This is a genomic window from Thiohalomonas denitrificans, assembly GCF_016841685.1.
GTDB lineage: Bacteria > Pseudomonadota > Gammaproteobacteria > Thiohalomonadales > Thiohalomonadaceae > Thiohalomonas > Thiohalomonas denitrificans_A.
On the sequence record NZ_JAENYR010000014.1, the window covers coordinates 18,788 to 33,535 of the forward strand.

A 14,748-nucleotide genomic window follows, 5' to 3' on the forward strand; every position below is an offset into this window, starting at 1 on the left:
GATCGTCTTCGAGTGCCGTTACGACACGCGGAGTTTCTCAATCCGCTCAGAAAATTTGTCAGAGAGCGGCAGCGGCTGGAAATGCGCTGGGACCCGCTGCTACATCACAGCAGCGTCCATCTACCACGCCGTGATCTGCGTAGGCGGGAAAGCAGGCGAGGTGCAAGGGTAACGGGTGAGACCGACCTTGAAGGCGTAGAGTCCCGTTCAGGTGGAGAATACCCGCACCTGAAAGGGCGCCAGCGAGAATGTTGCCTCCCGTCGATCGGGGCGGAAGTGGGGAAGATCACCTGTTGGCGGCACGCCGTGTTCTTGGATGCGCCCCGGTTCGGTCCATGGCCAGGGTACCTTGAACTGTGGAAAGTGGTGCGGGCCGCCGTTGGCCAGCACGACCACCTGCTCATGACTGCCAAGCGTTCGGCCTCCTGTGCGGCAATAGGCAAAGACGCGTATGCCATGATCATCGTCCATCGAAGGATGGTAATAGAAGAATTCGATCTCGTTGCGCTGCAGCGCCGGTGCAGTGGTCCGCAGTTTGATGAGCTCCTTGATGCGTTCACGGAGCGCGTGGTGCCCCGGCTTTGCGGCGCGTCGCCAGTCGATGGGGTCCGACATTTTCAGCCGCCAGTCCTGGTGTTCAAGATCGTGGACATCGGCAAACTCCTCGCCCGCCAGAAACATCGGGATACCCACGGCTGTCATAATCAGTGCAAAGCCACTGCCCACACGGTCGAGCGCCTCTTCGTGAGCTTCGCGCACCGCGGGCGGTGCTGAGCTGAGGTCGTTGAGCAGCGCGCGTACATTGTCGACCGATCCGGACCCCAGCCAGCGCAGACGCAGCAGGTCACCGAAGATATCGTTCATGAAGCGCTGCTCGTCTTCCTCCTCCACATCGTGCGAGGTGGTGTAGTTGACGGCCTGGATCATGTCGGTAATGCCGCTTCTGAAGCGCCGGTCCCAGTCGTCCCATAACCGCTCGCCCGAAAGGGCGGCGCGGATACGCTCGCTTCGGGAAGGCTGATGCCATTCGGTGTGGATCTGATTACGCAATATCCGGCGACATTCGTCGCGGAATGAGAAATTCCAGATCGAATCGACCACCTTACGACCGTTGGGACTTTCCGGTCGATCCTGGGTAGTTTCAATGCGACACCATGAATCCTCCGCCACGACGAGGAAAGGCCGATCCGGGAACCGGGACCGATACGCCTCCCATGCCCGGTCACGGAAGGTCTGAATGAACTCCCAGTGATCGATCCCCTTGAATTCGTCGATGCGGAAGCCATCGATGTGGTACTCATTGATCCAGAAAGCGGCCATTCGATAGTGAAACTCGCGCGCCGGAAAGCTACCGTCAGAAGCGGGACGTCGATAGCGAAAGATGCGCCCGCCCCAGTCGGGACGTCCACCCTCTTCGCTTCCGTCCTTCAGGAAGTACCGATCGTCGGCGAGCAGCTCAAGTGGGCATTTGCGCGCGTGATTCATCACCAGATCCAGGATGATACGGATACCGCGCTGGTGGCACTGCTTCACAAAGAACTTCGTATCCACTGCCGACCCAAGGTCGATATCCGGGGAAAAGAAAAAACGGGTGCCATAGCCCCAGTTCAATGTATCCGGTGAATCCTGTATCGGGAGCAGTTCGATGGCATTGATCCCGAGTTCGGCAAGTTGGTCCAGGTGTTCGAAAATGAGGTGATCAAAATCACCGAGACCGATCTGCCTGGCGTAGTCGGGGGAGGCGGCTCCAACCCAACGCAACGGCAGTTCATAGATGACCAGTGCGTTGTTCTGCGGTAGCGTCACGCCTTCCGGCAGTTCGTCTTCCCAGGCAAACGGCCGTACCGTCCGTTTGCCGTTGACGATGTGAAACACCCCCCGGTAGCCGCCGAACCGGACAATCTCAACCGCATACGGGTCCGGCACCGGCGCATCACCACGGTCATCGAGTATGAACTCGTATTCGTAACTGCCATCCGGCAGCGAAAGGGTGTTCAGATCAACCTGGAAAAAGAGGTGATCGCCGGAAACGGGGGTCAGCCCGACATGGCGCCACTGCAAAGGATCAAATCGATCCCGATCGGCAAGCGGCGCCAGTCGCATCTCGACTTTTCGCGCGCCGTGTACCGGTATCCGTAGCACGTGGTCAACCGCGGTCTCAGATCCGGTTATTACCGACATGCCGGATTCTTCGAGTTTCCACATGTGAGTACCTCCGCATCGGATGCGCTGTGCCGCCTGGACGCTGCGCTGCCAGTCTGTTCAAGACAGTGCTTGCCTTTCCCTGCTTTCGGGCGACTACGCTTGTGCTCATCATGGTTCAGGTTTCTGATATCGTCTACGGGTCCATTGAGTCCCTTTCTGTCTTTTCGGGGACGAGGTCTATGCGCCCGGGGGGCTGGTTTCCTGACGGTGATTGGGTTGAACACTACTCCAATCGCCGGCCTTTCTGGCCGCAATGGTCCGCCCTTGTCGCGCTGTAGTATTAGGTTGGCCACTTGTTACGGGTGATGATTGCCGCGACAAAGAGCCGGTGACGAAATAACGAGAAAACGACGGACGTTTAGCGCGGAATTCAAGCTTGAAGCCGCGCAGCTGGTGGAGTGCTGTCTCCGTCTGCGTTCTGACTTCGATCAACCGGACGCGCGGCGGTTGTGCGCTGCTTTTCATAGAGGAAAGAGGGATGCGTTCGGTATCAGTACCGGGTTACCAACGCTCGCAATTGCACCGCAAACAGCCCGAGGCCCATGGCAGCCGGGTACGCACCCCAACCGATTCCCCACAAACCCGTTATCAGCCCTGCACCGATAAACAGCGCCACCCGCAGTGCGCTAAAGCGCGACAGGCGCTGCCGTGTCTGCGTATGCCAGGCGGTGGGCATACCCGGTCGTATCCACAACGGCAATAGATAACTCGCCGCGCCGGTTACCAGCGGAAACAGGAAGGCGGTCACATAGGCGCCGCTGGCATGGGACGGAGGAAGGTAACCGTTCGCGTGACCGGCACCGTGTGTAAGCACGATAAAAAACCCGAGCAGTGTGCCGGCAAGAGATGTGGCGGTACCATTCCACGAGTTCGGATCGTTGCGATAGAGTACCCACCACGCGGCCGCGAGTCGCAGTAACGGAGCGAGCCACAACAGCAGGCCGGGCCACACCAGGAGCGGTTGCCAGGCGGCTCCCGTGGCAACCAGCAGTGCGCCGGTGAAGACCCACTTCAAGTCCTCACGAAGACGTTGACCGACCCGGTTGTCGGGACGGCTGATGGCGGTCGGAAGCAATACTTGCAAGGTTCCGAGCGCCGTGATGCCGATAAAGCCCAGTGCGTTGAGGTGCAAATGAAAGCGTCGCAGTGCGAGATATTGTGTCGGCCACACATGCATCAGCAATACCGCTGCCAACCCCATCAATAGACAAAGCAGAGCGGCGAGATACCAATAGGTTCCGGGATGCGGCGCACCCAGGCTTTTGCGGGCCCGACGCGCAATCCACCACGCTAGTATTCCGGCGCCGAGAATCCCGAGTGTCGCGGCGGTGTCGCGCAGGACCAATCCGGATGCAGGGAGCGCAAACGAGCCGAAGACCAGTAATCCCGCGACAAGCATCAGCACCGGTAGTGCTCGCAGCCTGCCACCGGGTGCGGGACCGCGTGTCAGTACCGGCACAAAATGCAGCATTGCAGCGGTGATGAGCGGCATGGCTCCAGCCGCCAGGGCGAGGTGAACAGCCAGGAGGGTGGAGAAATCCGCCGACAGGAAGAGGATTATCGCCCCGGCGAAGGCCGCCAGGGCGAGCAGGACCAACGAGACCAGCAGCGGTGGTACTCTCCGCAGGAGAATGATCAAGCCTCGCGAACGAAATCGATCACGATCTGCCCGGGTTCACGCTGGACGTAGTTAATGGAAACCGCCTCGTCATAGCGTTGGCGAAGTTGATCGAGAAGTGGCAAAGGGTCGTGATCATTCACGAATCGCATGGTCTCGCCCGGCACGAGCGCGTCCAAAGCCCCGAAAATGGCGGCATGGCGGAAGCGCTTGGCGATGCCGCGCGCGTCGAAAGGGTAAAGCTGATCCGGTTGCAGGTGAAGGTGGGGGTGATTAGCCATAAAGGGTCTACTCCTCGTGGTTGGCTTTTGACGGGCAATAACTTACTGCTTTTGTATACCATTTGTGTGTTTCATAAGCAATATTTTCGATGCCTCTTTAGGGCAACCGCATACCCATGTCGCCTGCCCGGCTCGAGTAATTGGAGTATGGGTTTATCCTGGATGCATCTACGGCTCGAAACAGAGGCGGTAACCCTGCTGTAGGGCTGTATTTCAGGCGTGTTACGATATGCAGGGGGCTTTGGTCCACCGGACTGCGTGTGGGGGATACGAGTTTCGGCCCGATGTACTTCAATCATCATACTTTCAAAGAGTTACCAAGCCGTGAACGTACTGGTATTTGATATTGAAACCGTTCCCGATGTCGATGGCGGGCGAAGGCTATACGACCTCGACGGGCTCAGCGATAAAGAGGTCGCAAACATTCTGTTCCATAAACGGCGCCAGCAGACCGGCAACGAGTTTCTGCGCCTGCATCTGCATCGGGTGGTGGCGATCTCCGCCGTCCTGCGCCATGGCGAGGACCAGTTCAAGGTATGGTCTCTGGGCGATCCGGATGCGTCGGAAAGAGAACTGGTGCAGCGTTTCTACGACGGACTCGATCGGTTTACGCCCACTCTGGTCTCCTGGAACGGCAGTGGTTTCGACCTTCCGGTCCTGCATTACCGCGCCCTGGTGCACGGCATCCAGGCACCGCGCTACTGGGATTCCGGGGACGAAGATCGGGAATTCCGCTGGAACAACTATCTGAACCGGTATCACAGCCGCCATTTGGATCTGATGGATGTGCTGGCCGCCTATCAGCCCCGGGCCAACGCCCCGCTGGACGAGATCGCGACCCTGCTGGGCTTTCCCGGCAAGATGGGAATGAGCGGTGCCAAGGTCTGGGACACCTTCCAGGCTGGAGGAATCGAGGACATCCGGAACTATTGCGAAACGGATGTTCTCAATACCTATCTGGTCTATCTCCGCTTTGAACTGATGCGGGGACAGCTGATGCCGGAGGCCTACGAGGCCGAATGCCGGCGGTTACGGGAGAAGCTGGAAGAGGAGGGTAAGCCCCATTTCCGCGAGTTCCTCGCCCACTGGAAAAGCTCTCCAGAAACGTAACTGCTCGCCCGGGTGATCACGCACGGCCCGGGAAATCCGTCATCCCCGCGTAGGCGGGGATCCATTTTGAGCCATGCTTCTGTCCTCTGGATGAGTCGAAATCAGGTGGTTAGCCTTCTGACTATCTTTCATCACTCCCGCGATTTAACTTCTCCCGGTACCTATCTGAAAATGGCAAGACGCAGACATAAAAAGCTTCCCACCGAGCCGGCGCAGGCCACGATCGAAAGCATGTCCCACGACGGGCGTGGTGTCGCCCATGTGGAGGACAAGGCCGTATTCATCGACGGTGCGCTTCCGGGCGAGACGGTGCTGTTCCTCTACACAGACCGTCGTCGCAAGTTCGACGAAGGCACGACCAGCGAAGTCATCGAGGCATCACCGCACCGGGTCGAACCCAGGTGCGCCCACTTCGGGCTTTGCGGCGGTTGCAGCCTTCAGCACCTTGAACCGGTGGAGCAGATCCACGCCAAGCAGCAGATCCTGCTCGACAACTTCCATCATCTGGGGAAAGTGAAACCCGACGAGGTGCTCGAACCACTCACCGGACCCTTGTGGGGCTATCGGCGCAAGGCACGCCTGGGCGTTAAGTACGTCATCAAAAAACAGAAGCTGCTGGTTGGCTTCCGTGAAAAGCACAGCCCCTATATCGCTCAACTCTCCCGCTGCGAGGTGTTGCATCCCAGTGTAGGGGAGCGGCTGACCGACCTGGCGGAGCTGATCGCCGGACTGGAAGCCTACAATCGCATCGCGCAGATCGAGGTGGCGGTGGACGACTCCCAGACGGCTCTGGTATTGCGTAATCTCGATGAGCTCTCCGCGGCGGACCAGGAAAAGCTGATTGCCTTCGCCCACACCAACGACCTGCGCCTGTTTTTGCAGCCCAAGGGACCAGACAGTGTGACGCCCCTATGGCCCGAATCGATTCAATTGCACTACGCGCTACCGGCCCACGGGGTGGATTACCATTTTCGTCCTACCGATTTCACGCAGGTAAACAGCGATATCAATCGGGCGATGGTAGAGCGTGCATTGGAACTGCTGGCGCCGCAGGCGGATGAGCGCGTAATCGACCTTTTCTGCGGACTGGGCAATTTCACTTTACCGATTGCCAGGCGGGCACAGGCGGTGGTCGGTATCGAGGGGGATCCCGGGCTGATCGAACGGGCCCGTGAGAACGCCGAGCGTAACGGCATCGAAAACGCGACCTTTCATACCGCCGATCTCATGGCGGACCCGGGTGAGGTGCCCTGGTGGAGGGAGGCCTTCGACAAGGTCCTGCTGGATCCGCCGCGCAGCGGTGCTCAGGAAACGCTTCCCCACATCGCCCGACTCGGGATAAAACGGTTGGTCTATATCTCCTGCAACCCGGCTACGCTGGCTCGTGATGCCGGCATCCTGGTCAATGAGTACGGCTATCGACTGGAGAAGGCCGGGGTCATGGACATGTTCCCGCACACCGCCCATGTGGAGTCCATCGCGCTGTTTACGAAGGGCTGACCCTCACTCCAGCAACTCCGTATCTCCGTGAGAGTAGGGTGGAGAACAGCAACACAGGACCCGGAGAGGTTCAGTGCCGCTGTTTTCCAGTCCGTGGGCGGTGCCGGGCGGGATACAGATCGTGTCGCCGGGACCGATAGCGATGCGATCACCACCCAACCGTAGCCACCCCTCGCCAGCGGTTACGTGGTACAACTCCTCGGAACGGTTGTGAAAGTGCTGCAGGGTTTTTCCACCCATCGGTAGCGTCGCCTCGGCGAGGCTTTGTTCGTTATTGCCCTGCACGTCAGGGTGCATCAACTCCCGGATTTCAGAGCCGTCTTTGGTTCGATAGGGAGTTACCTCCGAGTAGCGGGTGTGGCGTATAGGAGTCACAAATCGCCTCTCATCTTCACTCTATAGGGCGGCCCGAGGCCGCCGCTGGTGCGGGCCTGTTGGCGGGCACGGCCCCCCTTGGCCCCCACCGGCGACGTGTGCCGTTACACAGCAGTCCTAAAACCACATCCGGATGCCGGCGACCATCGAGGTATGTTCGACGTCTTCTCCTTCGGCTTCGATGAAATCGGCCGTATCCCCCAGGCTTTTACGCCATGATACGCCGATATACGGCGCGAATTCCCTTGCGAATTCGTAGCGCAAACGCAGGCCGGCCTGCACGAAAGTGAAGCCTTTGCCGACACTGAATTCTTCCACCTCATCCACCGCATAGGCGGTGGCGAAGCGTGGCTGCAGGATCAGGCGCTGTGTAAACAGCAGTTCATATTCGGCTTCAAGACTGGCCGATACATCGCCCTCTTCGCTGACCCGCAGAGAGGGGTCCATTTCGAAGTAGTAGGGCGCCAACCCCTGGAGCCCGACGGTTGCATAGGTGCGATCGTGATCCGGCCCCGGACCGTAGATCCTCTGTTGTCCGAGGCCGGCCTGGAGATCCCAGAAAGGGGAGATCATGCGGCTGTAGAGGAGTTCAAGCTCCGCTTCGCCGCCATCACCGCCGGATCGGACATCTTCACCTTCCGTTTTTACCCACAGGCGGTTGTAGTCACCGCCGTACCAGCCCTGGACATCCCAGTTGATGGCGTCTTCATCATCGCCCCAGGCGTATTCGAGGCGATCGAAAAGGACCGAACCAACCGCGATATCGTCATGAACCGGGGAGGGCCATCCCTCTTTATCGCGCTCCTGATCGGCAGCGGCACTCAAAAACGGAAACAGCAGCAGAGCCCCTGCGAGCCTTGTCATCCAATTATTATTCACACTATACCTCCCGTTAAGCGACCGAGACGACACGGAACATGCCGGCTTTCATGTGGTAGAGCAGGTGGCAGTGGAAAGCCCAGTCACCCGGCGCATCCGCGGTGATTTCGGCGGAGACCTTCTCCCCCGGCTTCACGCTGATGGTGTGCTTGCGCGGCTTTAGTGGCCCCGCCCCGGTATCCAGCTCCATCCACATTCCATGCAGGTGGATGGGGTGATCCATCATGGTGTCGTTCACCAGGGTGAGCCGCAGCCGTTCTCCATGGTGAAACCTGACCGGCCCATCCACTTCCGAGAATTTCTTGCCGTCGAACGACCACATGTAACGTTCCATATTGCCGGTCAGATGCAGTTCGATCTCCCGGCCGGGTTTTCGCTGGTCCGGCCAGGGGTGGAGGCTTCGCAGGTCGGAGTAGACCAACACACGGTGTGAATCGCTGCTCTCCAGTCCGACACCGGGCTCGTCGAGACGGCTGCGGGGGTTCATGGCCACCATGGCGGCTCCGGGTCCGTGATTGTTCGGTCCGTGCTCCACGGATTGAGAGCTATCCCCGACCATGCCGTCCATTGTGGCGTGTTGGTTCGCCTGCCCCTCTTTTGTGGCGAGGCCATCCATGTTCATCGATTTGCCTTGGTTTTCCATGGAAGTCATGTTCCTGGAAGGATTCATTTCATCCATCGAGTTCCCCATGTCCATCTTCATGTCCATCGACTGACCCGACTCTCCCATGGAGCCCATACCCCCGGATGAATCCATGTTACCCATCGACCCGGAGCCCTCCATGTCCATATCCATATCCATATCCATGTCCATATCCATGTCCATATCCATTCCCATACTGTCCATGCCACGCATCGGGGCCGGGCGCCGTTCGGGGATCGCTGCGGAGTCGCCATCCCGGGTCGACAGGGTGCCGCGGGCAAAGCCGCTACGATCCATCGACTCGGCGAACAGGGTGTAGGCGCGATCGTTGTCCGGCTCAACAATCACATCGTAGGTTTCGGCGATACCAATCCGGAATTCGTCGACCGGCACGGGCTGGATGTTCTGTCCATCGGCCTGAACGACGGTCATTTTGAGACCGGGGATGCGGACATCGAAATAGCTCATGGCCGAACCGTTGATGAAACGCAGCCGAACCTTTTCCCCCGGGTGGAAGAGGGCGGTCCAGTTCTCCTCCGGAGCCATACCATTGAGGAGAAACGTATAGGTGGAACCGGTGACGTCGGCGATATCGGTCGGGCTCATGCGCATGTTGCCCCACATGCGCCGATCCCGCATCGTTGGCCCCCAACCCTTCTCCTCGACATCACGGAAGAAGTCGGCCACGGTCCGTTTTTGGTAGTTGTAATAGCCTTCCGCCTTTTTGAGGTTCTTCAGAACCTCCATGGGATCCTCGAAGGTCCAGTCGGAGAGCATCACCACATAGTCGCGGTCGAACTCGAAAGGCTCCGGTTCTGCCGGATCAATGACCAACGGGCCGTAATGGCCCAACTGTTCCTGCAGACCGGAATGACTGTGATACCAGTAGGTGCCGCTCTGGATCAGCGGATAACGATAGGTGAACGTTTCACCGGCAGGGATACCCGCGAAGCTGACGCCGGGCACACCGTCCATTTGAAACGGAAGAAGGATCCCGTGCCAATGGATTGATGTGGCCTCCTCAAGCCGGTTGGTGACGCGTAGCGCCGCTGTCGTCCCCTCCTTTAGTCGAATCAGAGGCCCGGGCGTAGTGCCGTTAATAGTTATCGGCCGTGCCTGCTCTCCTGCGATGTGGCCTGCGGTGCGTTCGATGGTGAGGTCGACCGTACCGTCGTGACCCAGCCCGCTCGTCGGACTCAACCCTTTTTTTTGTGAGGCGTAGGTCGGAATCCAACCGTTGAGTCCTGCCAGGACGCCCACGCTTACCGCGCTTTTCAGAAAGCGTCGGCGAGAAAACCCTTGTTTCTGCATGCTCTTTCTCCCGTTGATCCAGGGATTCGGGTGCACAACCGCATTCGCCCTCTATTAGCTTACGTGCGAAGCGGCCGAGTTGGTTTGGAAAAAAACAGGGGAGTTGCCGCAGTGCGGCAAGGGCTTTCAGAGCCTCAGACGGCGGGTGACCAGATAGACGGGATGGGTGGCTGCAGAAGAAGCTGGCGGAAAGGAGGTTCTTGTCGGCTCGACCGGAAACGGCACAAGAGAGGATCGCAACACCGCTTCCGGAAGCGGTGTCGGCCCGGAAGGCAGGACCTTGTCACTGTTTCCCGCAACAGGAACCGAAAACAGATGGCAATCGTCGCCTGCCATGCATGGATGAGACGTACCCGTCTCATTATTCATGCTGCTGTCCATGGCCATGGCACACGGACCCATAAGAATCGAGATCACCAACAGCGCCAGTAGAACCCCGGTTTCCCGCAGGGGCCTGATCGAAGTCCGGCCGGCACCGGTCAGTTTTGCAGAATGGGTCAAGATGGCCAAATTGGTTTCCGGGTTGTTATCCGACTAAAACTGTCGACTTTCTAGTCTAGCACCTGAATAGTCCAAGTGCACTACCTGACCGATCCGCGCCGGCCCAGTCAGGATAGCCGGAGTTCACGCCGACGCTTCCCGTCGAACACTGCATTCATTTGGCATCAACATACTTGCTGTTTTGCATAGCAGCAACTAATAGTTCAATACCAATGACGACTTACAAGGAGGTAGGTGATGTACCTATTCAGGTTAGTACGCGAACCATTGGCCAAGGCTTGGCCAATCATCCTGTTTTCTCTGCTTCTCAGTATCTCCCTCCTGCCGGCCGTGACCGAGGCAGCGGTGGAGATGCGCGTCAATGCTCAGGCCGATCCGGTCGAAGTGCATGCAACCGTAACGGACGCAGATGGCCATTTTGTAACCGGCTTGAATCAAGCCGATTTTGAAATCTTCGAAAACGAAACGCCGATGTCGATAACGAGCTTCCGGCAGCCGGCCATCACGAGTGAACAGGATGACGTGGCGCTCTCGGTGGTATTTGTCATCGACAACAGCGGTAGCCTGGATGATCTCAACAAGCAGGTCGAGGATTCGGTGGTCAGTTTCGTAAGGAACATGCAACTCGGCGATTATGTCGGGCTGGTGAAGTTTCGCGCCGCGGATTTTTTCATCAGAGACTTCACGATGGTCGATCCCTCGGGTACCACAGCCATCGAGGAGGCGATCCATCAGCCACTGAACCCGGATGAATCAACGTCTCAAATCTTTGATGCCATGATGGAAGCCCTCATGATGGCAGAGAACGGGCCGGTGGGTGTCGACGGCCCAAAAGCCATCGTGCTGCTGTCGGACGGATGGGACCATTATTCCGAAACGACACTTGAGGAACTCCTCGGGGCGATCGATTCAAGCGGCATACCCGTCTTTACCATTGGCTTCGGCTCCAACGTCGAGATTGATACGATGACGCAAATCGCCCAAGTGGGTGGTACCGATTACGTCGCGGCCGATGATGGACAGGCGTTGGAGGCCGTACAGCTGGAAATGGCCAAACTACTCCAGAATGGCTACTTGCTGACCTATCAATCCGCTCTCGCTCCTGATGAATGCGGCGAGGTCAAGTTGTTGCTGAGCGTCACGGGCCAGCCATCCCAGGAAACGACCTTCGACCGCTGCGGAAGCAACAATTTCGCCCCCCATATCAACACGGTAAAGAAGAGGACCTTCGACGTTGGAGCACCGGTATCACTGGCCATAGAGGCATCCGATCCCGAAGGTGATCCGCTGGAGTTCAGTGCGGAGGGACTTCCTCCCGGTCTTTCCATCGATACCTCGACGGGGGTTATCTCCGGTACACCGACTACCGTCGGAAACTACGATGTCCAGGTCGCGGTGACTGACGGCCAGGCGACCAGTCGTATCGCTTTCACCACGGACATTGTGGCGGCAGGGACGACCAGTGATAGCGGCGGTGGTGGCTCGTTTGGCCCATCCGGCCTGGGTCTGCTGTTGCTGCTGTGGGGTCTATCCATCGTCGCAACCAGAAAGCACGCCGTGTAGAAGCCCTTTGAAGCGTCGAGTGTACCCGGCGGGTACCGCCGCAGGGTTCAGGAACGGCAGATTCCCATCGCACGCTCTAACAGCAGGCGCCACGAATCTGCCGTTTTCCATTTTCCCGTTTGCGCAGGTTCAGGCGCTTCAAACCGGCACGAAACCGAAAGCACTCACCGTTTCCGCAAACTATCATCAAGGAGCGGCATCCCAAAAATCCAAAGGTCACATCATGCAGCACGCCGGCCATTCCGGCCCAGCGGGGAAGCAGGACAAACATACGGCTCACCAGCAGCAACAGGGCGGACACCAGGCGCACCATGCGGTCATGATTGCCGATTATCGGCGGCGCTTCTGGCTCTCTCTGGCGCTGACCGTGCCGATTCTGGCGCTATCGCCCATGATTCGGTCGTTTCTCGGCCTTGAAGACCTGCTCAGCTTCCCGGGAGACGCACTGGTTCTGTTCCTGCTCGCCACCGGCGTTTACTTCTATGGCGGCTGGCCATTTTTGCACGGGCTCTACGACGACCTAAGCCGGCGCGAGCCGGGAATGATGACTTTGATCGGGCTGGCCATCACGGTCGCCTATGGCTACTCCAGTGCCGTTGTCTTCGGTCTGGAGGGTGAGGTCTTCTTCTGGGAACTGGCTACGCTCATCGACGTCATGCTGCTTGGCCACTGGGTTGAGATGCGTTCGGTGATGGGGGCCTCGGGTGCCCTGGAGGCTCTGGTCAGACTGTTGCCTACCGAAGCTCACCGCCTCAGGGAAGATGGCAGCGTAGAAGAGGTTTCAGCATCGGATCTGGCCGTTGGAGACAAGATCCTGGTCAAGCCGGGGGAGAAGGTCCCCACCGATGGTGTGATCGTGAAAGGCGAGAGCAGCTTTGACGAATCGATGCTCACCGGCGAATCCGTACCGGTTTACAAGAATGAAGGAACACAGGTAATCGGCGGCTCGGTGAACGGCGAGAACAGTGTCACCGTCGAGATCCGGAAGACCGGCCGGGACACCTATCTCTCGCAGGTCATCGATATGGTTCAGCAGGCCCAGAGCTCGCGCTCGCGCAGCCAGAACCTGGCCGACCGTGCCGGTGGATGGTTGACCTATATTGCTATCAGCGTGGGTGTGCTGACGCTGGTGACCTGGCTCACGTTCGGTGCCGATTTCGAGTTTTCTCTGGAGCGCATGGTGACCGTGATGGTGATCACCTGTCCTCACGCGCTTGGTCTAGCCGTTCCCCTGGTGGTGGCGATGAGTACCAGCATGGGCGCGTCGAACGGGCTTCTGATCCGCAATCGGGCCGCCTTCGAACAGTCGCGGGACCTCGGCGCTGTGGTATTCGACAAGACCGGCACCCTCACCGAAGGCCATTTCGGTGTGCGTGAAACCATCGCCTTTGGAGAGTGGGACGAAACCGAGGTCCTGCGCATCGCCGCTGCCCTGGAAAGTCAGTCTGAACATCCTATCGCCCGCGGCGTCACCGATGCCGCCACGAAAAAGGACCTCAAGCTGGCGAGTGTCAGCCATTTCCATAACCTGACCGGGCGGGGCGCTGAAGCCGAGATCGAGGGGCGCCGGGTTCAGGTGATCAGCCCGGGCTACGCTCGAGAGGAGGGATACCGTGTCGACGAGGAAGCCGTCGGCCGCCTGTCGGAGGGTGGTAACACGGTCATCCTTGTCATCGTGGCGGACGAAGTCGCCGGGGCCATCGCCCTGGCAGACGTCGTCCGGGACTCCTCCAAAGCGGCCGTCGCCCGGCTGAAGGCCATGGGAATACAGTGCATCATGCTGACCGGCGATACGGAAGCCGTGGCACGCAGCGTTGCTGCCGAGCTGGGACTCGATGACTACTTTGCGGGCGTATTGCCGGATCAGAAAGCCGCCAGGATTCGCGAGGTAAAGCAGCGGGGACTGCGGGTCGCGATGGTGGGCGATGGCGTCAACGATGCCCCCGCCCTGGTGGAATCGGACCTCGGCATCGCCATCGGCGCCGGGACCGATGTGGCCATCGAATCGGCCGACGTCGTTCTGGTGAAGAATGATCCCGAAAAGGTGGCGGCTATCCTTGCGCTTTCACGTGCCACCTACCGGAAAATGCTGCAGAACCTGGGTTGGGCGACCGGTTATAACGTGGTGGCCATTCCACTGGCGGCCGGGGTCGCAGCCGGTGCAGGAATCATTCTTTCACCAGCGATTGGTGCGGCCTTGATGTCCATCTCCACCGTCATTGTCGCAATCAATGCCCGATTACTGAAGCGGGCGGATATTCTCCGGCCCACCGAATGAAGGCTTCCCGGCCAACCCGGGTCCCGGGGTCGGGGTATCAGTGCCACGAAGGGAGGATGATCCCACTGTGGCGAAACACAGCAACGGAGGATGCACATATGAGATTCAAATGGATGGCGATGGCAACGGTACTGAGTGCCATGACCGCAACGGGTAGTGTTTGGGCGCAAGGTGCGACTTCGCCCTGTCCCTACGGAAGCGGGTGCCCTTACGGTTATCAAGGCCAAGGGCCGATGGGCCAAGGCATGCAGACGAGTCCGGGCATGGGCCCCGGCATGGGAATGGGACCCGGCATGGGGATGGGATCCGGCATGGGGATGGGGCCCGGCATGGGCATGGGCCCCGGCATGGGCATGGGCCCCGGCATGGGAATGGGTCCCGGCATGGGAATGGGCCCCGGCATGGGAATGGGTCCCGGCATGGGCATGGGCCCCGGCATGGGAATGGGTCCCGGCATGGGAATGGGCCCCGGCATGGGAATGGG

The 14,748-nt window shown here is 59.1% G+C and carries 12 protein-coding genes and 1 pseudogene; 5 read left to right on the plus strand and 8 right to left on the minus strand.

The genetic code is table 11. The features are described 5' to 3' along the window. Positions 1-207: 207 nt before the first annotated feature. The 3 genes from Q7L05_RS04700 to Q7L05_RS04710 all read right to left on the minus strand — a co-directional run bounded on the left by Q7L05_RS04700 (position 208) and on the right by Q7L05_RS04710 (position 4,104). Entirely contained in the window at positions 208-2,205 is a 1,998-nt protein-coding gene (locus tag Q7L05_RS04700; RefSeq protein ID WP_303902691.1) for an alpha-amylase family glycosyl hydrolase, read from the minus strand. A gap of 490 nt (positions 2,206-2,695) precedes the next feature. Continuing rightward, positions 2,696-3,844: a hypothetical protein gene (locus tag Q7L05_RS04705; RefSeq protein ID WP_303902694.1), complete on the minus strand. Its 1,149-nt coding sequence runs from the start codon at positions 3,842-3,844 to the stop codon at positions 2,696-2,698. Further along, positions 3,841-4,104 (minus strand): DUF2249 domain-containing protein, encoded by a 264-nt coding sequence (locus Q7L05_RS04710; RefSeq protein ID WP_303902698.1) that lies wholly within the window; start codon positions 4,102-4,104, stop codon positions 3,841-3,843. Before Q7L05_RS04710 ends, Q7L05_RS04705 begins: the two co-directional genes overlap by 4 nt. A gap of 324 nt (positions 4,105-4,428) precedes the next feature. On the opposite strand from Q7L05_RS04710, the gene Q7L05_RS04715 reads away from it, so the two are divergent. Continuing rightward, positions 4,429-5,214: a 3'-5' exonuclease gene (locus Q7L05_RS04715; RefSeq protein WP_303902700.1), complete on the plus strand. Its 786-nt coding sequence runs from the start codon at positions 4,429-4,431 to the stop codon at positions 5,212-5,214. Between the two features lie 171 nt (positions 5,215-5,385). Further along, on the plus strand, positions 5,386-6,714 hold the full coding sequence (rlmD, locus tag Q7L05_RS04720) for a 23S rRNA (uracil(1939)-C(5))-methyltransferase RlmD (RefSeq protein ID WP_303902703.1): 1,329 nt from the start codon (positions 5,386-5,388) through the stop codon (positions 6,712-6,714). A gap of 3 nt (positions 6,715-6,717) precedes the next feature. Here rlmD and Q7L05_RS04725 read toward each other — a convergent pair whose 3' ends face one another. The 4 genes from Q7L05_RS04725 to Q7L05_RS04740 form a co-directional block, all read right to left on the minus strand. Beyond that, positions 6,718-7,080, minus strand: a complete 363-nt coding sequence (locus Q7L05_RS04725) for a cupin domain-containing protein (protein WP_303902786.1) — start codon at positions 7,078-7,080, stop codon at positions 6,718-6,720. A gap of 126 nt (positions 7,081-7,206) precedes the next feature. Beyond that, positions 7,207-7,968 (minus strand): copper resistance protein B, encoded by a 762-nt coding sequence (locus tag Q7L05_RS04730; RefSeq protein ID WP_303902706.1) that lies wholly within the window; start codon positions 7,966-7,968, stop codon positions 7,207-7,209. A gap of 13 nt (positions 7,969-7,981) precedes the next feature. Next, positions 7,982-9,922, minus strand: a complete 1,941-nt coding sequence (locus tag Q7L05_RS04735; RefSeq protein WP_303902709.1) for a copper resistance system multicopper oxidase — start codon at positions 9,920-9,922, stop codon at positions 7,982-7,984. A 126-nt stretch (positions 9,923-10,048) separates the two neighbouring features. Continuing rightward, positions 10,049-10,432 (minus strand): hypothetical protein, encoded by a 384-nt coding sequence (locus Q7L05_RS04740; RefSeq protein ID WP_303902711.1) that lies wholly within the window; start codon positions 10,430-10,432, stop codon positions 10,049-10,051. 228 nt (positions 10,433-10,660) lie between these two features. On the opposite strand from Q7L05_RS04740, the gene Q7L05_RS04745 reads away from it, so the two are divergent. Further along, positions 10,661-11,986 (plus strand): VWA domain-containing protein, encoded by a 1,326-nt coding sequence (locus tag Q7L05_RS04745; protein ID WP_303902714.1) that lies wholly within the window; start codon positions 10,661-10,663, stop codon positions 11,984-11,986. A 76-nt stretch (positions 11,987-12,062) separates the two neighbouring features. Here Q7L05_RS04745 and Q7L05_RS04750 read toward each other — a convergent pair whose 3' ends face one another. Next, positions 12,063-12,287 carry a hypothetical protein gene (locus Q7L05_RS04750; RefSeq protein WP_303902717.1) on the minus strand — a complete coding sequence of 75 codons (225 nt, stop codon included), beginning with the start codon at positions 12,285-12,287 and terminating at the stop codon, positions 12,063-12,065. On the opposite strand from Q7L05_RS04750, the gene Q7L05_RS04755 reads away from it, so the two are divergent. Continuing rightward, the gene (locus Q7L05_RS04755; RefSeq protein ID WP_317623092.1) at positions 12,210-14,264 is read left to right on the plus strand and encodes a copper-translocating P-type ATPase; all 2,055 of its coding nucleotides are present in this window, start codon (positions 12,210-12,212) and stop codon (positions 14,262-14,264) included. The two genes, Q7L05_RS04750 and Q7L05_RS04755, sit on opposite strands and share 78 nt — an antisense overlap. Positions 14,265-14,362: 98 nt before the next feature. Next, positions 14,363-14,748, plus strand: a pseudogene (locus Q7L05_RS04760) (hypothetical protein); the annotation flags it as partial.